General features: G+C 54.9%; 19 protein-coding genes. 12 read left to right on the forward strand and 7 right to left on the reverse strand.

Annotation, left to right across the window (positions count from 1 at the left end; all coding sequences use genetic code 11):
* Positions 1-14: 14 nt before the first annotated feature.
* Complete coding sequence (purL, locus tag LN244_RS04175; protein ID WP_239041593.1) at positions 15-3,920, forward strand: phosphoribosylformylglycinamidine synthase; 3,906 nt, start codon at positions 15-17, stop codon at positions 3,918-3,920.
* Between the two features lie 69 nt (positions 3,921-3,989).
* On the opposite strand, the gene LN244_RS04180 is transcribed toward purL, so the two are convergent.
* The 4 genes from LN244_RS04180 to LN244_RS04195 all read right to left on the reverse strand — a co-directional run bounded on the left by LN244_RS04180 (position 3,990) and on the right by LN244_RS04195 (position 6,109).
* The gene (locus LN244_RS04180; RefSeq protein WP_239041594.1) at positions 3,990-4,421 is read right to left on the reverse strand and encodes a DsrE family protein; all 432 of its coding nucleotides are present in this window, start codon (positions 4,419-4,421) and stop codon (positions 3,990-3,992) included.
* Positions 4,422-4,521: 100 nt separating this feature from the next.
* Complete coding sequence (locus LN244_RS04185; RefSeq protein WP_239041595.1) at positions 4,522-5,112, reverse strand: OmpA family protein; 591 nt, start codon at positions 5,110-5,112, stop codon at positions 4,522-4,524.
* A 143-nt stretch (positions 5,113-5,255) separates the two neighbouring features.
* Positions 5,256-5,555, reverse strand: coding sequence for a YciI family protein (locus LN244_RS04190; RefSeq protein WP_239041596.1), 300 nt, complete (start codon positions 5,553-5,555; stop codon positions 5,256-5,258).
* A complete protein-coding gene (locus LN244_RS04195; protein WP_239041597.1) occupies positions 5,555-6,109 on the reverse strand; it encodes a septation protein A in 555 nt (184 codons plus the stop codon). The genes LN244_RS04190 and LN244_RS04195 overlap by 1 nt, the downstream gene beginning before the upstream one ends.
* Positions 6,110-6,158: 49 nt before the next feature.
* Between LN244_RS04195 and LN244_RS04200 the strand changes: the two genes are divergently transcribed.
* The 4 genes from LN244_RS04200 (at position 6,159) to rluB (ending at position 9,206) form a co-directional block, all read left to right on the forward strand.
* On the forward strand, positions 6,159-7,034 hold the full coding sequence (locus tag LN244_RS04200) for a PHP domain-containing protein (protein ID WP_239041598.1): 876 nt from the start codon (positions 6,159-6,161) through the stop codon (positions 7,032-7,034).
* 33 nt (positions 7,035-7,067) lie between these two features.
* Complete coding sequence (locus LN244_RS04205) at positions 7,068-7,688, forward strand: L-threonylcarbamoyladenylate synthase (protein WP_239041599.1); 621 nt, start codon at positions 7,068-7,070, stop codon at positions 7,686-7,688.
* A 78-nt stretch (positions 7,689-7,766) separates the two neighbouring features.
* The gene (locus LN244_RS04210) at positions 7,767-8,162 is read left to right on the forward strand and encodes an H-NS histone family protein (RefSeq protein WP_239041600.1); all 396 of its coding nucleotides are present in this window, start codon (positions 7,767-7,769) and stop codon (positions 8,160-8,162) included.
* Between the two features lie 114 nt (positions 8,163-8,276).
* On the forward strand, positions 8,277-9,206 hold the full coding sequence (gene rluB, locus LN244_RS04215; RefSeq protein ID WP_239041601.1) for a 23S rRNA pseudouridine(2605) synthase RluB: 930 nt from the start codon (positions 8,277-8,279) through the stop codon (positions 9,204-9,206).
* Positions 9,207-9,268: 62 nt separating this feature from the next.
* Here rluB and LN244_RS04220 read toward each other — a convergent pair whose 3' ends face one another.
* Genes LN244_RS04220 through ubiG form a run of 3 tightly spaced genes read right to left on the reverse strand, consistent with a single transcriptional unit; the run spans position 9,269 to position 11,456 of the window.
* Positions 9,269-10,024, reverse strand: a complete 756-nt coding sequence (locus LN244_RS04220; RefSeq protein ID WP_239041602.1) for a YciK family oxidoreductase — start codon at positions 10,022-10,024, stop codon at positions 9,269-9,271.
* A 38-nt stretch (positions 10,025-10,062) separates the two neighbouring features.
* Positions 10,063-10,737 (reverse strand): HAD family hydrolase, encoded by a 675-nt coding sequence (locus tag LN244_RS04225; RefSeq protein ID WP_239041603.1) that lies wholly within the window; start codon positions 10,735-10,737, stop codon positions 10,063-10,065.
* Positions 10,737-11,456: a bifunctional 2-polyprenyl-6-hydroxyphenol methylase/3-demethylubiquinol 3-O-methyltransferase UbiG gene (gene ubiG / locus LN244_RS04230; protein WP_239041604.1), complete on the reverse strand. Its 720-nt coding sequence runs from the start codon at positions 11,454-11,456 to the stop codon at positions 10,737-10,739. The genes LN244_RS04225 and ubiG overlap by 1 nt, the downstream gene beginning before the upstream one ends.
* Before the next feature lie 96 nt (positions 11,457-11,552).
* Here ubiG and LN244_RS04235 point away from each other — a divergent pair, with 96 nt between their 5' ends.
* The 7 genes from LN244_RS04235 (at position 11,553) to cmk (ending at position 21,713) form a co-directional block, all read left to right on the forward strand.
* The gene (locus LN244_RS04235) at positions 11,553-12,881 is read left to right on the forward strand and encodes an HDOD domain-containing protein (RefSeq protein WP_239041605.1); all 1,329 of its coding nucleotides are present in this window, start codon (positions 11,553-11,555) and stop codon (positions 12,879-12,881) included.
* 124 nt (positions 12,882-13,005) lie between these two features.
* A complete protein-coding gene (gene gyrA / locus LN244_RS04240) occupies positions 13,006-15,642 on the forward strand; it encodes a DNA gyrase subunit A (RefSeq protein WP_239041606.1) in 2,637 nt (878 codons plus the stop codon).
* 33 nt (positions 15,643-15,675) lie between these two features.
* A complete protein-coding gene (serC, locus tag LN244_RS04245; RefSeq protein ID WP_239041607.1) occupies positions 15,676-16,758 on the forward strand; it encodes a 3-phosphoserine/phosphohydroxythreonine transaminase in 1,083 nt (360 codons plus the stop codon).
* A 1-nt stretch (position 16,759) separates the two neighbouring features.
* On the forward strand, positions 16,760-17,650 hold the full coding sequence (pheA, locus tag LN244_RS04250) for a chorismate mutase (protein ID WP_239041608.1): 891 nt from the start codon (positions 16,760-16,762) through the stop codon (positions 17,648-17,650).
* A 30-nt stretch (positions 17,651-17,680) separates the two neighbouring features.
* The gene (hisC, locus tag LN244_RS04255; RefSeq protein ID WP_239041609.1) at positions 17,681-18,784 is read left to right on the forward strand and encodes a histidinol-phosphate transaminase; all 1,104 of its coding nucleotides are present in this window, start codon (positions 17,681-17,683) and stop codon (positions 18,782-18,784) included.
* The gene (locus LN244_RS04260; RefSeq protein ID WP_239041610.1) at positions 18,778-21,018 is read left to right on the forward strand and encodes a bifunctional prephenate dehydrogenase/3-phosphoshikimate 1-carboxyvinyltransferase; all 2,241 of its coding nucleotides are present in this window, start codon (positions 18,778-18,780) and stop codon (positions 21,016-21,018) included. The genes hisC and LN244_RS04260 overlap by 7 nt, the downstream gene beginning before the upstream one ends.
* The gene (gene cmk / locus LN244_RS04265; RefSeq protein ID WP_239041611.1) at positions 21,018-21,713 is read left to right on the forward strand and encodes a (d)CMP kinase; all 696 of its coding nucleotides are present in this window, start codon (positions 21,018-21,020) and stop codon (positions 21,711-21,713) included. The genes LN244_RS04260 and cmk overlap by 1 nt, the downstream gene beginning before the upstream one ends.
* Positions 21,714-21,724: the final 11 nt, after the last annotated feature.

Here is a 21,724-nt window from a genome sequence, read left to right on the forward strand (position 1 = left end):
GGCTCGATATCAACATGCTCGTACTGCGTGGAGCTCCCGCTCTTTCGTCTTTTCGTCATGCCAAACTACTGTCCCAGATTCAGTCCCTGCTGCCTGCTGTGACTGGCCTGTACGCAGAATACACTCATTTTGCAGATCTGCAGCGTGATCTGGAAGCGCAGGAGTCTCAGGTTCTTGATCGTATCCTGCGCTATGGCCCTAAAGCCAGTGCTGAAGAGCCGATCGGTGAGCTGTTTCTGGTTGTGCCGCGTCCGGGCACCATTTCTCCCTGGTCAAGCAAGGCGACTGATATTGCCCATAACTGCGGTCTGAATGCAATCGAGCGTTTGGAGCGTGGTGTTGCCTATTATGTTCGCAGCGAACAGGCACTGTCAGCTGAGCAGCGTGAACAGGTCGCTTCATTGCTTCACGACCGCATGGTTGAAGCGATCATGACTGACCTCAGCCAGGCTGAAAGCCTCTTCCGTCATGAGCAGCCCCGTCCGATGACCCAGGTTGATATTCTGGGTGGTGGGCGCGACGCTCTGGCTAACGCTAACGTTGAGCTGGGTCTGGCGCTGGCTGAAGATGAGATCGATTATCTGGTTGAAAGTTTCACCGGGCTGGGACGTAACCCCAACGACGTTGAGCTGATGATGTTCGCCCAGGCGAACTCCGAACACTGTCGTCACAAGATCTTCAATGCCAGCTGGGATATCGATGGCGTGCGTCAGGAGCATTCCCTGTTCGCCATGATTCGCAATACCTATAACCAGGGTGGCGAAAACGTACTGTCCGCCTACAAAGACAACGCATCCGTGATCGTGGGCAGCAAGGCGGGGCGTTTCTTCCCGGATCCGGCCACGGGGCAGTACGGTTATAACCCTGAAGCGATCCATATCCTGATGAAGGTGGAAACCCATAACCACCCGACCGCGATTGCGCCCTTTTCGGGTGCGGCCACCGGCTCCGGCGGCGAAATCCGCGATGAAGGTGCGACTGGCCGTGGTTCAAAGCCGAAGGCAGGCCTGACCGGCTTTACCGTCTCCGACCTGCGTATTCCGAATTTCGAGCAGCCCTGGGAATCCACTTACGGCAAGCCTGAGCGCATTGCATCCGCACTGGATATCATGATCGAAGGCCCCATCGGCGGTGCGGCATTCAACAACGAGTTCGGTCGTCCCAACCTGACCGGTTATTTCCGTACCTTCGAGCAGCAGGTGCCCGGCGCTAACGGTAACGAGGTGCGTGGTTACCACAAGCCGATCATGATCGCCGGTGGTCTGGGCAACATCCGTGAAGAGCATGTCGAGAAAGGCGAGATTACGGTTGGTGCCAAGCTGATCTGCCTGGGTGGTCCCGCGATGCTGATCGGCCTGGGTGGCGGCGCCGCTTCCTCCATGTCTTCTGGCAGCTCTTCTGCAGATCTGGATTTTGCTTCTGTACAGCGCGGCAACCCGGAGATCGAGCGTCGTTGTCAGGAAGTAATCGATCGCTGCTGGCAGCTTGGCGAAGACAATCCGATCGCTTTTATCCACGATGTAGGTGCCGGTGGCCTGTCCAATGCCTTCCCTGAATTGGTGAAGGACGGTGGCCGAGGCGGTAACTTCGAACTGCGTAACGTCAACAACGACGAACCGGGCATGTCGCCGCTGGAGATCTGGTGTAACGAAGCCCAGGAACGTTATGTTCTGGCTGTTAAGCCGGAAGATCTGGCCCGTTTTGAGGCGATTTGTGAACGTGAGCGCTGCCCGTTTGCGGTGGTCGGTGAAGCAACAGAAGAGCACCACCTGACGCTGGGTGACACTCACTTCGAGAACAAGCCGGTCGATCTGCCGATGAGCGTGTTGTTTGGCAAGCCGCCGAAGATGCATCGCTCCATCGAACGCAAGGCTTACGAAGTGCCCGAGTTCGATACCAGCAAGATTGAGCTGGTCGATGCGGTTGAGCGCGTTCTCAAGCTGCCGGCAGTTGCATCCAAGTCCTTCCTGATCACCATCGGTGACCGCTCCATCACCGGAACTGTGGCGCGTGACCAAATGGTCGGCCCCTGGCAGGTGCCGGTAGCAGATTGTGCTGTGACAACGGCGTCCTATGACACCTATGCCGGTGAAGCCATGGCGATGGGTGAGCGCACTCCGCTGGCACTGGTAGATTCTCCGGCTTCCGGCCGCATGGCAGTCGGTGAGACCATCACCAACCTGGCGGCTGCACGTATCGGTCAGTTGTCTGACATCAAACTGTCGGCCAACTGGATGTGTGCTGCTGGGCATGCGGGAGAAGACGAGAAGCTCTACGACACTGTCAAGGCAGTGGGTATGGAGCTGTGCCCTGAGTTGGGTATTACCATTCCGGTAGGCAAGGACTCCATGTCCATGCGTACCGTCTGGGATGACAACGGCGAGCAGAAGAGTGTCACTGCGCCTATGTCGCTGATTATTTCCGGCTTCGCGCCGGTGCTGGATGCACGCAAGACGCTGACCCCGCAGTTGCGCACGGACAAGGGTGAGACCGACCTGATCCTGCTGGATCTGGGGAATGGTCAGAATCGCATGGGTCTGTCCGCGCTGGCGCAGGTGTACAACGAAGTGGGTCGGGACGTTCCGGACGTGGATGACGCCGAACTGCTGGCCAATTTCTTCGCCGCCATTCAGGAGCTCAACGAACAGGGTCTGATCCTGGCTTACCACGATCGTGCCGATGGCGGTCTGCTGGCTACCGTCGCCGAGATGGGCTTCGCCGGTCGCACTGGTGTCGATCTGAACCTGGATCTGCTCGCGGAAGATACGTCCGAGCTGGCGGCGGCGCTGTTCAATGAAGAGTTGGGTGCCGTGATCCAGATCCGTCGCGATGACATGGAAACTGTCCTCAATGAACTGAACGCGGCTGGCCTGGGGGATGTGGCCAAGGTGATTGGTACCCTGAACCCGGATCTGCAGTTGAACTGCTTCTTTGACGATGAAGAAGTGTACAGCGCTGACCTGATTCAGCTGCAGCGCTGGTGGGCCGAAACCTCCTTCCGCATCCAGTCGCTGCGTGACAACTCGGAATGTGCTCAGCAGGAATTCGATCGTCTGCTGGATCGTGAAGATCCGGGTCTGAATGCAAGTCTGAGCTTCGACCAGAATGAAGATGTGGCCGCTGAGCTGATCGCCTCCGGTGTGCGTCCGAAAGTGGCGATCCTGCGTGAGCAGGGCGTAAATGGTCAGGTTGAGATGGCAGCAGCATTTGATCGTGCTGGTTTCGAGGCGATTGATGTCCATATGAGTGACATTCTGTCTGGCCGTATTACCCTGGATCAGTTCCGTGGGTTGGTGGCCTGTGGTGGCTTCTCCTATGGCGATGTGCTGGGTGCCGGTGAAGGCTGGGCCAAGTCCATCCTGTTCAACCCGGTTGCACGTGAACAGTTCTCTGCTTTCTTCGAGCGTGAAGATACCTTCACGCTGGGCGTGTGTAACGGCTGTCAGATGCTGTCCAACCTGCATGAGCTAATTCCGGGTGCCGATCTCTGGCCGCACTTCGTGCGCAACCAGTCCGAGCAGTTTGAAGCGCGTGTGGCCATGGTGGAAGTGCAGGATAGCCCATCCATCTTCCTGCAGGGCATGGCGGGCTCCCGCATGCCGATCGCGGTGGCCCATGGCGAAGGTCGTGCCGAGTTTGAAGACGATGCGCAGCTGCGCATGTTGAATGAGTCCGGTACCGTGTCTCTGCGTTATGTGGATAACCGTGGCGATGCTACAACAGTCTATCCGGCCAACCCCAACGGTTCTCCATTGGGTATTACTGGTCTGACTACGCCTGATGGCCGTGTCACCATCATGATGCCGCATCCGGAGCGTGTCTTCCGTGCTGTGCAGAACTCGTGGTCACCGGATGACTGGTCAGAAGATGGTGCATGGATGCGCATGTTCCGTAATGCACGCGTCTGGGTTGGAGAATAAGTACAGCTTTCCTTCAGATAAGAAAACGGCAGCTTCGGCTGCCGTTTTTATTGCATACGGATAATTCATTCAGGGGCGTACATATACAAAGCCTTGTTGCTGCAGGAAAACGATTTCGGGTAGTCCTGCCTGAACCATATCTTCCGCATTGACGTCATACAGCTGTTCACGGGTAATTCGGTATGCATCCAGAGTGTTGCCACAGATAATAAAGCGAGTGCCGTTAAGGCGGAGGGTATCGAGAGTAACCTGTTTGGTCTTATCCTGCTTGGCGCTTATAAAATACTCGATAGCCTTGCCGTGGATGACGGCACTCAAATCTATATTTCCTTCACCGACTGTCTGTATGTGGTTACGGATGTTGGTAAAAGTCGCTGCCAGGCGTGAAGGGTCGCTGTAGTTAATGTGATAAATGACTTTCTGGGGTGGATAGGTCTTGTCCGCGAAGGCGTGAGTTGTGACAAGAAGTAATGCCCACGCCAGTAAACAGGATCTGAGCATGACTGGATTCTCTTTAATTTGGGTGGTCTGGCAAGAAATGAAGGCGCAAAAAAGCCGGCATCAAGCCGGCTTTTTTGTGAGCTTCAGGCGGTTGAGCAGATTACTGCTGAACGCGCTTCTGACCCATGATTTCAACGTCTACACGACGGTCCGGACGCAGACATGCAATCAGCTCAGCGCCACGGCCGGTGCAGTTTGCAACCGGGGCGGACTCGCCCATGAAGCCGATAGCCATTTTGCTTGCGTCAACACCAGCCTGTTCCAGCTTGGCAGCAACGGCGCGTGCGCGACGCTCAGACAGCTTTTCGTTGTAAGCTGCAGAACCGATGAAGTCTGCGTAACCTACCAGCTTAACGCTCTGCAGGCTGGCCAGAGAGCCGATGTAGTTAACGATGTTGCTTACATCACCAACCTGGGTGCTGTCGAAGTCGAAGTACAGGGCGAACTTCTTCTCAACGTCAGCCATGGCAGCCGGAGCCGGAGCCGGAGCCGGTTCTTCAGCTTTGGCCATTACGTTGTCGCAGCCTTCAACCGCCTGTTCCTGAGTCCAGAAACCAGTGTGCCAGCACTCACCGAAGCTGGTGCGCCAGATAGTGTCGCTGGAGTTTGTGGCATAACCCGGTACTGCAGCCTGAGCGGCAGAAGCGCCCAGGGCGATCGCCAATCCAGCAGCAATTGCAATTTTTTTCATCATTATATCCTTGTGCCAGGTGGATGTTTGAATTTGCAAACAGTTTAGTACATTACAGCAAATTTCGCCTTAACAGCAGCAGAACGCTTGTATTCCATACAAGCTGTTGTTTCAAGGCTGCATCAGCTAACAGCTATACTAGCTTAAGGCAGAACTTTTTTATACGGTTTGACGGTGACTTTCTGATAAACACCGGCCGCGAAGTAAGGGTCGGCATCGGCCCAATTCTGGGCATCTGCAAGTGAATCAAATTCGGCAATAACGAGGCTGCCAGTAAAGCCCGCCGGGCCTGGGTCCTCACTGTCGATGGCGGGATGCGGCCCGGCGACGAGCAGTCGTCCCTGCTGTTTAAGCTGCTCCAGTCGCTCCAGATGATCCGGGCGCGCTGCCATGCGTTTATCAAGGACGTTTGGCTTATCTTCAGCCATGATGGCGTAATACATTATTGTTCTCCGTTATGTTGATCCTGCTGAGGCATATGACGGGAAATGTACACCCCCTGGGCAATGATAAACACCAGTGTGCAGCCAAGCATGCCGAAGAGTTTGAAATTGACCCAGGCTTCTTCGCTCATGGTGTGGACAACTGCCAGATTAAGTATTCCCATCAGGACGAAAAAGACGGTCCAGCCCATATTCAGTTGGCGCCAGATACGCTCGGGAAGTTCAATGCTGCTCTCCATCATGCGCTGGACGATGGGTTTTTGGCCGATAAAGTGACTGCCGAGAAATGCCAGCGCGAATAACCAGTTAACTACAGTCGGTTTCCACTGAATGAACGCCTTATCGTCAAGTAACACTGTGGCCCCCCCAAGCACAACGACCAGACCGAGAGTAACCAGCTGCATTTTTTCGATGCGATGAGTCTTGATCCAGGTGTAAGCCATTTGTAACAACGTGGCAGGAATCAGGACGGCAGTGGCCAAAATGATGTCGCCACTGAATTTATATACGGCAAAGAATATAATGACTGGAAGAAAGTCGAGTAATAGTTTCATCGTCCTGCTAATCTGACCAGTAAGTGAATATGAAGGTGCGCCCCTAATCGTGACCAACCTGAACCTTGCAGAGCAATTGAAGTTTGATCTGCATATGCATAGTACAGCATCTGATGGTGCGCTGTCCCCGGCTGAGCTGGTTGAGCAGGCAGCCGAGAATTCGATCCGCTGTCTGGCTTTGACTGATCACGACACCCTTGCTGGTTTAAAGGAAGCGCAGATTGCCGCAGATCGGTTGGGAATCAGATTTATACCCGGGGTTGAATTAACCTGCCTCTGGAATAAGCGTACGCTTCACCTGCTTGGGCTCGGGATTGATCCGGACTATGAGGGCTGGCGAGATTATGAATCACGTCTGCAAGTGTTGCGTGAGAAGCGGGCCGAGGTTATTGCCACCAAGTTGCGCGCCAAGCGCGCTCCAGAGGATATTCTGGAGCGCGCTCGAAAGTTTGCAGGCTGTGGACAGATAGGTAGGCCGCATTTTGCCAAAGCGCTTGTGGAAGCAGGGTTCGTAAGCAGTGAAAACGAAGCTTTTGATCGTTATCTTGGCCAGGGTAAAACGGGTGATGTAAAGGCTGAGTGGCCAGAGGTGAGCGAGTCCATTGCTATTGTTCAAGAGAGTGGCGGATTTGCGATTTTGGCTCATCCAACCAAATACAATATGACCTTTTCCAGACTCAGACTGCTTTTATCGTCATTGTCTGAAGCTGGTATGGATGGGTTTGAGGTTGCCTATCCCGGTATTAGCCAGGATTACATTCGATTAATGCTCAAACAAGCCGAAGCGCTGGATTTGAAGGTTTCCTCCGGGAGTGATTTCCATAACCCGGCGCATCATTGGACCGGTTTGGGGCGCTTTCCTAAGGTGGATTCGCCCAGACATCTTATTCATCAGTTTTATACGGATATGCCCCTTCGAGCCTGATACAGGGTGCACATTGATACAGGAGGCTTAAGCATGAGCCAGTTTTTTCAGATTCATCCAGATAACCCTCAGCAACGTTTGATTCAGCAGGCGGTTGAAATTCTCCATCAAGGGGGAGTCATCATTTACCCAACGGACTGCGCGTACGCACTGGGGTGTCACTTGGGTGACAAAAAAGCAGTCGATCGAATCAAGCAGATTCGTCGTCTGGATGATAAGCACAACTTTACTCTGGTCTGTGACGATTTGTCCTCAATTGGTACGTATGCCAAAGTTGATAATCAGCAGTTCAGGTTATTAAAAGCGCACACGCCAGGCGCTTACACGTTTATTCTACCAGCCACAACTGAGGTACCACGCCGTTTATTGCATCCAAAGCGTCGGACCATCGGTATTCGTGTACCTGATAATGCGATAGTGTCGGCCCTGTTGTCTCAGTTGGGTGAGCCCATAATGAGTACCTCATTGATAATGCCTGGAGAGGAGTTGCCAATGACGGACCCATATGAAATGCGTGATCTCTTGCAGCATCAGGTTGATCTCATCATTGATGGTGGTTATTGCGGTATGGAAGCCACCAGCGTAATCAATATGGTGGATGATGTTCCTGAAGTTGTTCGAGAAGGGGCTGGTAATACCGAACATTTTAAATAATTATTCTCTTTTTATTGAAAAAAAGTCTTTTATAGCGATAATTAAACGTAATTAACGACTGACTAATGGCGCTTTAAAATGACTGACTTCATTAAGATACTGACTCGCAAGAACTCTTTACGCAAACAGTGCCAGGAAATGAGTCTGGCAGACATCGACAAGGTAATTGCGGACCTGAACGATATTCGTGCTGAAATCGAGGAAACTGCCCAGCGTCAGGCTGAAATGGAGCAGGCCAAGAAGCAGCAGGTTGAAGAAATTCAGCGTCTGATGAAGGAAGCGGGAATCGGCCTTGATGAGCTCAAGCAGGGAGTTGAGCCTGTTTCGCGTAAATCAGTCAAGGCAAAGTATGTTATCACCGATAGCGAAGGTAATGAGCATAGCTGGTCTGGCCGTGGTCGTACCCCGATCGCTTTCCGTGAGTACATGGATCAGCATAACCTGACCAAGGAAGAGTTGCCGACTCTGGATTGATCAGGCATCATGCTTTCGGTTCGAAGCCTCTTCGGGAATACCTGAAGGGGCTTTTTTAATTTTTCAGGATATATTCGGGCGGTCCTTACCTGGAGCGCCTCAGGAGACGTCAAAATGCATGATGAAAAATTGCAGAAAGTTTTGGCGCGTTCCGGTTTTGGCTCGCGTCGTGAGATGGAGCGTTGGATAGAAAGTGGTCGTATAACCTTGAACGACCATCCAGCGACCCTTGGTGACCGGGTAACAGCTGAGGATCGCGTGTGTGTCGATGGCAAGGAAGTTGAGCTGACCTTTTCGGCAACGGCCGAACGTCGAGTGCTGGTTTATAACAAGCCGCTGGGTGAAGTTTGCACTCGTCATGACCCGGAAGGTCGTCCTACTGTCTTCGACAATCTGCCACCACTGAAGCAGGGGCGTTGGGTGGCGATTGGGCGTTTGGATATCAATACCAGTGGTCTGCTGATTTTTACCACCGATGGTGAGCTGGCTAATTGCATGATGCACCCATCAATGCAAATTGATCGTGAGTATGCTGTAAGGGTATTGGGTGATGTGGATGAGGCGATGTTGGAGCGCCTCAAGCAGGGGGTCTTGCTGGACGACGGCATGGCACGTTTTACTGACGTGCGTTACTTCGATGGTGAGGGCGCCAACAAGTGGTATCACTGCGTGGTTATGGAAGGTCGTAACCGTGAAGTTCGTCGTCTCTGGGAATCTCAGGGTTTACAGGTGAACCGTCTGAAGCGGGTTCGTTTTGGTCCCGTCTTCCTGCCCAGTGATATCAAGGTGGGTACCTGGCGTGAGCTGGCCCCGAAAGAGGTTGACCTCTTGTCGAAAGAGGTGGGGCTGGATGTGGCGCGTACTCACCATCCGACACCGCTGGAGTCTGAAAAGGAAAAACGTCTATACAAGCGTCAGCGTGTGCGTCAGGAAGTAATCAAGGGACAAAGTGAAGAAGAGAAGCCACGCACTGCAGGTAAGAAGCGAAGCAAAGCTCGTTCGGTTGGTAAGCGTAATGTCAGTCGCCGCGGTCGTCGCGTGTAAACACGGCAGCAGTGCTTAAAAAAAGGGGGCTTAGCCCCCTTTTTTTGTTTCATGGATGGGGCTCAGGCGCTTTCATCACCCTGAGCGTCCAGAGATTGGCCGTTGATCTGGCGGCTGTCCGCTCCCATTAAATACAGATACAAAGGCATGATTTCGGCGGGTGTCGGGTTGCTTTCAGGTGGCTCGGCCGGATAGGCATATGCACGCATTTGAGTGCGTGTCGCCCCGGGATTGATTGCATTGACCCTGATGTTGGGAGTATTTTCCAGTTCGTCTGCCAGTACCTGCATCATGCCTTCGGTTGCAAACTTGGAGACTGCATAGGCACCCCAGTAGGCGCGCCCTTTGCGGCCGACACCGGAGGACGTGAAGATGATTGATGCGTCCTCGGAGCGCTGCAGCAGTGGAAGCAGGGATTGCGTCATCAGAAAGGGGGCGTGCACATTGACACGCATTACCTGTTCCCAGGTGATGGGGTCGTATGTTTCCAGCGGGGTACGCATCCCCAGAAGTCCCGCGTTGTGAAGGACGCCGTCCAAGCGGCCAAACTCGTCAAACAGCTGGTTGCTCAGTTCGATGTAGTCATGCTCGGTGGCAGAGTCGAGGTTCATCGGTACGATGGCAGGTTGAGGGTAGCCTGCATTCTCTATCTCATCGTAGAGTGACTCCAGCTTTTCCAGGGTTCGCCCCAGCAGTACCACAGTGGCGCCGTGCGCCGCATACTGCCAGGCGGCGGCTCGGCCTATACCCTCGCCAGCGCCAGTCACCAGAATGATGCGGTCTTTGAGTAGGCCGGCTGGGGCGTCGTAGTGAAACATCCTAAGCTCCTTGGTATGAGTCGGGCGAAAAGCAGATATTAACTGGCCTTCATGATTGAGTGTAGCAGCGGTTGAAGATCAGTAGAGCGATGGCTGATATGGTCGCTGCACCACTCTTCGGGTGTTTCCCCGGAATTGAGATAGCCCCATCCGGCAGCGATGGTGCACATGTTGGCTGCACGGCCTGCCTCAATATCCCGGACGTGATCGCCGACGTAGACGCTATGCTCGGGTGCCACACCAAGCTGATGGCATGCCAGCAGCAGCCCTTCAGGGTCCGGTTTTGCTCGGCTGACGTCTTCCGGGCAGATGATGCTGCCGCAGCGAGTATCCAGGTCCAGAGTTTTCAATAATGGTTGAGTAAAGCGTTTGGGCTTGTTGGTCACAATACCCCAATGAATCCCGTTGTGGTCCAGCCAGTCCAGCAGCTCGAGCATGCCGGGGAAGAGGCTGCTGCTGATGATCAGTTGCTCGGCATAGTAATCCAGTAATTGCTGGTGCAGCCGAGGAAAGTCCTCGGCATCACTCTCGAGCTTGAACGCATGGCAGACCATTGCGCGTGCGCCGTTGGATACTTGGGTGCGCAGTGAGTCGTAGCCGATTTCGGGGCGGCCTGCTTCAGTCAGCATTCGATTGACGACGCGATGAAAATCTTGAGCCGTGTCAAGCAAAGTACCGTCCAGATCGAAAAGTACGGCCGCCGGGAAATTCATCAATCAACCTCTTTGCGGCAGGCCAGCATGTAGTTTACATCGACATCCGAGCTGTCCAGACGATAGGCCTTGGTTAGAGGGTTGTAGACCAGTCCCGTCATCTCCTCAATCTCCAGGCCTGCACTTCGAACCATCTGGCCGAGTTCGGCGGGGCGGATGAATTTGTTGAAATCATGAGTGCCTGCAGGAACCAGTTTGAGCACCCTTTCTGCACCCAGAATGGCAAACAGGTAGCTTTTGGGATTGCGGTTCAGCGTTGACAGGAATACCTTGCCGCCGGGTTTGACCAGGCGGGCGCAGGCGCGTACTACCGAGGCGGGGTCGGGGACATGCTCCAGCATCTCCATGCAGGTGACGATGTCGTATTGCTCGGGGTGTTCTTCAGCCAGGTCTTCGACAGTAATGCGGCGATACGAGACCTTGACGCCGCTTTCTAAACCGTGAAGTTTGGCTACTTTGAGCGGTGCTTCACCCATGTCGATGCCACTGACCTCGGCGCCACGATGAGCCATGGCTTCGGACAGGATGCCGCCGCCGCAGCCTACATCCAGCACCTGCTTGCCTGCCAGTTGGCCAATACGGTCTATGAAGTCGACCCGCAGCGGGTTGATGTCATGCAGAGGTTTGAACTCGCTGTCCCGATCCCACCAGCGGCTGGCGAGTTCTTCAAATTTGGCAATTTCGGCCGGGTCGAGATTCAGCCCGCGATCCTCTTTCATGCTCAGTGCCCTTGCTCAAGATTCCAGTAGCGCGCATTCTAGCATTATGGCGTTTGGCTCGGAAATCGGGATGCCATTTGTGAGCAGGGGGAAAGTATGATCGATTTGTGGAAGCGCGCTGACAGCACTGTGTCTGAAAACAAGGGGCAACCCCGAAGAGGCTGGGCCGGATTGTCGGAGCAGGCGATGATAGAGTTGCTCAACCGGGCAGACAGTCTTCATTTTGAGGCTGGTTCGAACCTGTGGGAGCAGCGTCCGGAGCTTGCACAGCGCATGCTGTTGGTCATGGAAGGTGGGCTGAACCTCAATGGTGTGTCCGAGTCACCCATAGAGATTCCGGCTGGCCTGGCAATCAATGCCTTGTCGGAGTTCTTATCGGACCTTCGAGGCGTGGCTCTGGAGGCCTCGGTTCGCAGCCATATTCTGGTGTTGTCCAGGTCGCAGTTTGAACAGCTGCGTGAGCAGACTCAGATCACCCTGCTGCAGAGAGGGCAGTCTGCCGTTGTGCGAATCATGTCTGCGCTGATGGAGGAACAGGCCAGTTTGAGGCAAAGCTGTCGACAGTTGTCAGTGAATGCCTTGGTCGAAATGAGAGGGCAGCAGGCTGGACTGGAACGCTCTGATGGTCTGCAAGCAATCATTGAACGTATTCCGCGATTGCCTGTGTCCAGTCTTGAATTGATGGAGCGTTTGCTGGACCAGGACAGTACTCATGGTCAGGTGATCGAGATGGTCAGGGAAGATCCGGCTATGACAGCTACTCTGCTCAAGGCGATCAATTCCCCGGCCTACAATTTTGGGCATCAGGTTACAGATGTCAGTCATGCGGTCACTCTGCTTGGCTATGAAGGCGTCTATCAAATCATCATGGCTGAAACTCTGCGTAAGGCACTGCCTGATACGGAGGGTTTCAGGGCGAGTCACCAGCGCGCGGTCACCCTTTCATACATTGCTTTCGCGATGGCGCAGCTGACCGGTCGAGCGCGTCCTGCTGAGTTATCCACAATTGCGCTGTTGCATGATATCGGTCGTGTCGTTCTGGCTGTCATGCAGTCTCAGCAACCGGCAAGCAAGCCCTTCATCAGGCAGACGCCATCCGGTGTGGCGGGAGGGCTGCTGTTGCAAAGCTGGCTGTTACCGGAAGCAATTTGGAAGGTGGTTGCTCAGCAGCACTATCCTTACCGGCTGCCACCAGAGCAGCTGCCTTCCGTCTGGCGTGATGCAGTTGCCCTCATACACCTGTCGAGCTGGGTTCTGGAATACTTGAATAAACAGAGTCACTCAGCACCCTTTATTGAAGCTTATCAGCGCCAACTTGGGCTGGACCCGATGACGTCGCAAAAGCTTTGGCAGCAAAAGCTCGTACCGTTGCTGAGCAAGCGACGCAATGCCTTGCCGGCTTCGTTAAGAAGGATGCTGGGTTAAAGTCTGCAATTTTGGTCTGGCTGTCGTATCTAGCGTGAATTGATCCTCGCTGTGGTATACTTCCGCAGTTTATAAGCGCGCCATCAGGGCGTGCTCGGGTACCGGATCAAGGAAAGCTGTGCGAATGGGTGATTTAGCCAAAGAAGTTCTGCCAGTCAACATTGAAGACGAGCTGAAACAGTCCTACCTCGATTACGCCATGAGTGTGATTGTTGGCCGAGCTCTGCCGGATGTGCGTGACGGCTTGAAACCGGTTCATCGGCGTGTATTGTTCGCCATGAACGAACTGAACAACGACTGGAATAAGCCGTATAAAAAGTCGGCGCGTGTAGTCGGCGACGTCATCGGTAAATACCACCCGCACGGTGACAGTGCGGTCTATGACACCATCGTCCGCATGGCGCAGGATTTTTCCATGCGTTACATGCTGGTCGACGGCCAGGGCAACTTCGGTTCCGTGGATGGCGACTCGGCGGCAGCCATGCGTTATACCGAAATCCGTATGGCCAAGATCTCTCACGAGTTATTGGCTGATCTGGACAAGGAAACGGTGGACTTCGTTGATAACTACGATGGCACCGAGAAAATTCCCGCTGTTCTGCCGACCCGCGTTCCGAACCTGCTGGTCAATGGCTCTGCCGGTATTGCGGTGGGTATGGCGACCAATATACCCCCTCATAACCTGGGTGAAGTGGTCAAGGGCTGTCTGGCGCTGATTGATAACCCGGAGATCAGCATCGATGAGCTGATGGAGTCCATTCCAGGTCCCGACTTCCCCACTGGCGGCATTATCAACGGTCGTGCCGGTATCCTGCAGGCCTACCGCACCGGTCGTGGACGTATCTATGTACGAGCCCGCCATCACGTCGAAGATCATCCCAAAAACGGTCGGCCGATGCTGGTGATCACCGAGATCCCGTATCAGCTCAACAAGGCTCGTCTAATCGAGAAGATTGCAGAACTGGTCAAAGAGAAGAAGATCGAGGGGATCAGTGAGCTGCGTGACGAGTCCGACAAGGATGGTATGCGCATCGTGATTGAGCTGCGTCGTGGTGAAGTCCCCGAGGTGGTGATCAATAACCTCTTTGCTCAGACTCAGCTGCAGAGCGTCTTTGGCATCAATATGGTTGCACTGGTCGATGGCCAGCCCAAGATCCTGGATCTGAAAACCATACTGGAATGCTTCGTACGCCACCGTCGCGAAGTCGTGACCCGTCGTACCATCTTTGAACTGCGCAAGGCGCGTGAGCGTGGTCACGTTCTGGAAGGCCTGGCGATAGCGCTGGCCAACATTGATCCGGTCATCGAGCTGATCAAGAGCTCGCCCACTCCGGCTGAAGCCAAGGAACGCCTCATCGCTACGGCATGGGCACCGGGCAACGTCACCGACATGCTGGAACGTGCCGGTGAAACGGCTTGCCGTCCTGAAGACCTTGAGCCTCAGTTCGGTTTGCGAGATGGCCACTACTACCTGTCGCCGCTTCAGGCGCAGGCAATCCTGGATCTGCGCCTGCACCGTTTGACCGGCCTGGAACACGAAAAGCTGATTGCGGAATATCGTGAGCTGCTTGAGAAGATCGCGGAATTGCTGCACATCCTGGGGTCCTACGAGCGCCTGATGGAAGTGATCCGCGAAGAGCTTGAAGCTTTGGTTGCCGAGTATGCCGATGATCGTCGCACCGAGATTCAGGCCTCCATGCAGGATTTGACCGTAGCAGACTTGATCACCGAAGAAGACATGGTGGTGACCATTTCCCATGCCGGCTATGCCAAGACTCAGCCGCTGACCGATTACCAGGCGCAGCGTCGTGGCGGTAAGGGCAAGTCGGCCACAGCGATGAAGGACGAGGACTTTATCGAGCACCTTCTGATCGCGAATACCCATGATACCGTGCTCTGCTTCACCAATATGGGCAAGGTGTACTGGCTCAAAGTGTATGAGATCCCGCCGGCAAGTCGTGCTTCACGTGGTCGCCCGGTGGTGAATATCCTGCCGTTGGCCGAGGATGAGTGGATCAGCACCATTCTGCCAGTTAAGGAGTTTGACCCTGAACGTTTCATCTTCATGGCGACCGCTAACGGTACCGTCAAGAAGACACCACTGGATGCATTCTCGCGTCCACGCAGCACCGGCTTGATTGCGTTGGATATCGTTGAAGGTGACCGTTTGATCGGCGCTACCCTGACCAGTGGTCAGGACGATGTCATGTTGGTGAGCAGTGCCGGCAAGGCAATTCGTTTCAACGAAAATGATGTACGAGCCATGGGCCGAACGGCTCGCGGCGTGCGTGGCGTGAAACTGGACGACGATGCACGCGTTATCGCGCTGATCGTGCCTCAGGCAGGCGGTGAAGTGCTGACCGCATCCGAGAACGGCTATGGCAAGAAAACCCGTGTGGACGAGTTCCCGCTGCGTGGTCGTGGTGGACAGGGTGTAATTGCCATGCAGTGCACCGAGCGTAACGGTCAGTTGGCCGGAGCTGTTCAGGTGTTTGAGGGTGACGACGTGATGCTGATCAGCGACCGGGGTACCCTGGTACGTACTCGCAGCAGTGAAATCTCCAGCCTGGGTCGAAACACCCAGGGTGTGATGCTTATTCGTCTGGCTGAAGAAGAGGCTCTGGTCGGTATTGCCCGCATCGAAGAGCCCGAGGAAGACGAAAACGCTGACGAAGGCGAGGAAGTGGCTGCTGAGTCGAATGTTACCGTTGACGCTGATGAGGCTGCTGGCGAAACGGTGCCTGATACCGGTGATGAATAATTTCCGTTTATACAAGTGGAAGCAAAAACAGATATGACGCGCAAATTCAATTTCAGTGCAGGTCCAGCGGCGTTGCCGGAAGAGGTCCTGTTGCAGGCGCAAGCAGAGCTGCTGGATTGGCATGATAAAGGGCTCTCCATTATGGAGATGAGCCACCGCAGTGCCGAGTATGTCGGTGTGGCCGAGCAGGCCGAGCAGGACCTGCGTGACCTGATGGGCATCCCTGACAACTACAAGGTGCTCTTCCTGCAGGGTGGTGCGAGCGCCCAGTTCGCAATGGTACCGATGAACCTGCTACGTGGCGCGGCATCGGCTGACTATATCAATACCGGTATTTGGTCGAAGAAGGCCATCAAGGAGGCTCAGCGCTACGGCAACGTCAACATCGCTGCCAGCGTTGAGGCCAACAACTTCACTTCGGCACCGGCTCAATCCGAGCTGCAGCTGGATTCGAATGCGGCCTATCTGCACTACACCACCAATGAAACCATCGGTGGTGTCGAGTTTGACTATATTCCGGATAGTGGCAAGGTGCCGCTGGTTGCCGACATGTCCTCTGATATTCTGTCGGCGCCCGTTGATGTCAGCCGCTTTGGCCTGATTTACGCCGGTGCACAGAAGAATATCGGTCCGGCAGGACTGACCGTAGTCATTGTGCGCGAAGATCTGATCGGCCAGACCCTGGCCGGTACACCCAGCATGTACGACTACAAAATTCATGCTGATGCCGACTCGATGAACAATACGCCGCCGACCTTTGGCTGGTATTTGGCGGGGCTGGTGTTCCAGTGGCTCAAGCGCCAGGGGGGGGTTGAGGCGATTGCAGAAGTGAACCGTCGCAAGGCCGCCAAACTCTATGCGGCTATTGATGGCAGTGACTTCTACGCCAACCCGGTCGCGATCAACAACCGCTCGATCATGAATGTTCCCTTCACCCTGGCTGATACGGCTCTGGAAAAGCGTTTTCTGGAGCTGGCTGAAGCCGAAGGACTGCTCAACCTGAAGGGACATCGTTCTGTTGGCGGCATGCGTGCCAGCATCTACAACGCCGTGCCGGAAGCAGCAGTGGATGCCCTGATCGACTTCATGCAGCGTTTCGAGAAAGAGCAGGCCTGAGATGAGTGCGAATCAACCGCCGGCGGGCGGAGCGCAGGAAGCGGAACTGCGGGTTCTGCGTGACCAAATCGACAGTGTCGATCGCCAGATCCATCAGTTGCTGAACGACCGTGCACGCCTTGCGCAGCAGGTTGCCGAAGTAAAGGAACGTTTTCGTCAGGGGGATGAAACGCCGGTGTTCTATCGCCCCGAGCGAGAGGCCCAGGTGTTGCGTGCGGTGATGGCTCGCAATGAAGGCCCGCTGTCGGATGCCACTGTCGGTCGGTTGTTTCGTGAAATAATGTCCGTATGCCTCGCGCTTGAAGAACCCCTCAAGATCGTATTCCTCGGTCCTGAGGGAACGTTTATCCAGCAGGCGGCACAAAAGCATTTCGGTCAGGCTGCCAAGTGTCAGGCACTCGACAGCCTTGAGCAGGTGTTCACCTCAGTCGAAAACGGTGAGGCGCACTATGCCGTCGTGCCGATCGAAAGCGAGGATGCAGGCCTGATTAGGCACACACTGGATCTTTTTCGTCGTTTCGATCTTTATATCTGCGGCGAAGTCGAGTTGTCACCTGACGCTGCGACAGGCCAACTCAACCGTTGTCCTCGTTATCTGGTCGTGGGGCGTGATGCCATTGGTCCCAGCGGCGAAGACAAAACCTCCCTGTTGTTGGTATGCCGTGATGAGCCGGGGGCCTTGCATGATCTGCTGGCTCCCTTCCATCGGCGTAAGATCAGTTTGACTCGTCTTGAGACTCGTAGCAGCGGGGAACATGACTGGAAAATGCTGTTCTATATTGATTTTGAAGGGCATGTCAGTGATAGCGGGGTTGCCGAGTTGCTGACCGAGCTGAATGACCTGCAGGTGGAGGTCAAACATCTGGGATCCTACCCGAAAGCCGTTTTGTAAGTTTTTACTCGATCAGAAGGATGCCAACACATGTCATGCGATTTTATGGCACTGGCAACACCTGGCGTGCAGGGACTGCACCCCTATGAAGCCGGCAAACCGGTGGAGGAGCTTGAGCGTGAGCTGGGTATCAGCAACATCATCAAGCTGGCAAGTAATGAAAACCCGCTGGGTCCCAGCGCAATGGCCATGGCTGCGGTGGAAAGTGCACTGTCGGAATCGACCCGTTATCCGGATAGTAATGGCTTTGGTCTCAAGCGTGCTTTGCGGCAATACTACGGTCTGGCTGCCGATCAACTGACGCTGGGGAATGGATCCAACGATGTGCTGGAGCTCATCACACGCGCTTTCCTGAATCCGGATGATGAGGTGGTCTTTTCCGAGTATGCCTTTGCGGTCTACCCGATTCTGACTCAGGCCTGCAGCGCAAAAGCAGTCATTACACCTGCTCGCGACTACGGCCATAATTTACAGGCAATGGCCGAGGCCATTTCGGACAAAACCCGGTTGCTCTTTATTGCCAACCCAAACAACCCCACCGGCACGGCATTGATGCGCGAAGAGCTGGTGGCATTTCTGGATTCTGTTCCTCAGACGGTTATTGTCGTGCTCGATGAAGCCTACACCGAGTACGTTGAGTCAGCAGATTTTCCTGATGGTCTTGAGTTGTTGCCCCAATACCCCAACCTGATAGTTACCCGAACGTTTTCCAAAGCCTGGGGGCTGGCGGGGCTGAGAGTTGGCTTCGCCGCTGCGAATCCTGAAATCACAGACCTGCTCAATCGGGTAAGGCAGCCTTTCAATGTCTCTCATCTGGCGCTGGCGGCAGCCGAAGCGGTACTGTCTGATCATGATTACCTGAAACGCAGCGTTGACCTTAACCGGGATGGCATGCAGCAGCTTGAAGAAGGGCTCAAATTGCAGGGGCTGGGTTTTATTCCCTCGTATGGCAACTTTGTCACCGTTGATGTGGCGCGCCCAGCTCAGCCTGTGTTCGAGGCGCTGCTGCATGAAGGCGTCATTGTGCGTCCATTGGCACCCTATCGAATGCCACAGCATCTCAGGATCAGCATCGGTCTGCCGGAAGAAAACGATCGCTTCCTGCGGGCCTTGAGGCAGGTGCTCGCGTGCTGAATTACACCTCCACGTCAAAATATCGTCTCGAGCGTGTTCTGATTATTGGTCTGGGACTGATCGGCGGTTCACTGGCCAAGGCACTGAAAACCCGTTCCTGTGTCGGAGAAGTGGTGGGCGCCGACCGTAACCTGGATGAATGTCGTCTGGGGCTGCAGTTGGGTGTGATCGACAGGGTCGCTGAGGATCTGGCGGCAGAGGTCTCGAGAGCTGATCTGATCGTACTGGCAGTGCCTGTAAAGGCAATGGAAACCGTATTGGAGATGATCCGCCCTCATCTGAAGCTCCAAACCCTGGTGACTGATGTGGGCAGTACCAAGGGGAACCTGGTTCAAGCAGCGCGCCGAATTTTCGGACACCTGCCGGCAACGTTTATCCCAGGGCATCCCATTGCCGGTGCTGAAAAGAGCGGGGTGCGTGCGTCAGATGCAGACCTGTTCGAACATCATAAAGTCATACTGACCCCATTACCTGAAACCGACCCTAACGCCACTCTTGAGCTGGCGCGCCTTTGGCAGGCGGTTGGAGCAGAAGTGTTGCAGATGGAGGTGGGGCGGCATGATGAAGTCTTGGCGGCAACCAGTCATCTGCCACATCTGTTGGCGTTCTCACTGGTCGACACACTTGCACGAGAGGAAGAAAACCTCGATATCTTCCGCTACGCTGCCGGAGGCTTCCGCGACTTTACCCGTATTGCAGCCAGTGATCCCACCATGTGGCATGACATCTGTATTGCCAATCGGGACGCCATCCTGGCCCAAATTGATCGCTATACCCAAGGCGTGGCACGTTTGCGGCGTGCCATCGATCAGGGTGACAGCGAGGGCATGCTGGGAATCTTTACCCGCGCCAAGGCAGCACGTGACCACTTTACCCGTTTGCTGAACAAGGCAAGCTATTCATCGAACGATCATACGAGAGCGGTAAACTTGCGCGCCCGAGGTGGAGCTCGTTTGAACGGTGAATTCAGTCTGCCCGGTGATAAATCGATTTCGCATCGAGCCATCATCCTTGCGGCGATCGCTGAAGGGGTAACAGACATTAACGGTTTCCTCGAGAACGAGGACAGTCTGGCGACTTTGCAGGCGCTGCGTGACATGGGTGTGGTGATCGAAGGACCGCATCAGGGGCAGGTCAGGGTATTCGGGGTTGGCCTTAACGGACTAAAGCCGCCACCAGGACCCTTGTATCTGGGACATTCGGCTACCGCCATGCGTTTGTTGGCCGGTGTGTTGGCCGCTCAGTCATTTGATACCGAGTTGTTTGGTGATGAAGCCTTGTGCCTGCGTGACATGACAAGGGTTGCGGAGCCTTTGCGACAGATGGGGGCGTTGATCGAAACCGGTGAAAAAGGTGGTGCGCCCCTGCGTATAAAAGGTGGGCAGCAGTTGCGGGGGATCGATTACTGTCTGCCGGTACCCAGTGCGCAGATCAAGTCATCCCTGCTGCTGGCCAGTCTTTGGGCCGAAGGTGAAACCTGCATTCGTGAGACGGTGGCGACACGGGATCATACCGAGCGCATGCTGGCAGCGATGGGGGCCGATATTGAGCGTACGGATGCCGGTATCAGGCTGGTTCCGGGCGATAGTTTGAAAGCCACCAACATTGATGTGCCAGGGGATATGTCCTGGGCGACACTGTTCATGCTTGCCGCCGGTTCTGAGCACAGCTGTGGCCGTTATCGATTGCGTGCCGTGGGGATTAATCCCAGCCGTATCGGTGCCTTGGTGTTACTGCAGCAAATGGGTGCAGGCATAACGCTTGAGCATCGGAGAGAGCAACTGGGTGAGCCTGTTGCTGATCTGGTGATTGAGGCAGGACAGCGACTCAAGGGAATTGATGCTGATGCAGAGCTCTTGGCACCTGCTCTGGATGAGTTGCCACTGTTGCTCGTCGCGGCTGCGGTGGCAGAAGGCGAGAGCCGTTTCAGTGGTCTGGCCCGCTTGAAGCACAAGGAAGATGATCCTGTGCACAAAACCGTGACCTTGCTCGTTGAGCTTGGTGCGGCGGTTGAGCAGGATGAAGACAGTATCCGAATCACCGGCGGCAGCTTGCGGGCCGGTAGTGTCGATGCCAAGGGCAGTCTCCGAGTGGCAATGGCCCTGTTGGCAGCCGGTTTGTGCAGCGTTGAAACGATAACAGTGACCCAGAGTGGAACTCTGCTGGCAGCCTATCCGGATTTTGTTGAACAGGCGCAGCGGGTTGGTCTGAACGTTCATAAGGAGGAGGACTGATGTCCATCCAGAATAAACAGATAGCAGTCATCGCGGTTGATGGCCCCAGTGGATCAGGCAAGGGCACTATCTGTCAGTTGCTGGCGAAGGAGTTGGGTTGGCATTTGCTCGACAGCGGGGCGCTGTATCGTCTGACCGCCCTGGCAGCTCGTCATCATGGTGTTGAACTGGATGATGTGGAAGCGCTGGAAGTCATGGCCGAACATCTGGATGTCCAGTTCAAGGCATCTGATAGCGGCAAGGCTGTGCAGATCATTCTGGAAGGGGAAGAGGTCACCCACGCAATCCGTAATGAAAGGGTTGGAGAGGATGCGTCTGTGATAGCCGCGCTCGGACCGGTTCGAAGAGCGTTGCTGAACCGTCAACGTGACTTTGCACAGGCCCCGGGGCTGGTGGCAGACGGTCGTGATATGGGGACTGTTGTGTTCCCGTCGGCCGAATTGAAGGTCTACCTGGATGCCAGTGCGGAAGAGCGAGCAAGACGCCGTTATAAGCAGTTGATTAGCAAGGAACCCGGTGCTAGCCTTGATGATATATTGAACGATATTAAAGCCCGTGATGCGCGAGATATGAATCGTGCGATTGCGCCGCTGAAGCCAGCACCAGATGCAGTCAGGCTCGACACCACCCAAATGACCATTGATGAGGTGTTGCAAGCCGTACTGGATGAAGCCAGACATAGAGGGCTGCGTTGATGTAGCCAAAC

Source organism: Marinobacterium sediminicola, from assembly GCF_022343685.1.
GTDB classification, from domain to species: domain Bacteria; phylum Pseudomonadota; class Gammaproteobacteria; order Pseudomonadales; family Balneatricaceae; genus Marinobacterium; species Marinobacterium sediminicola.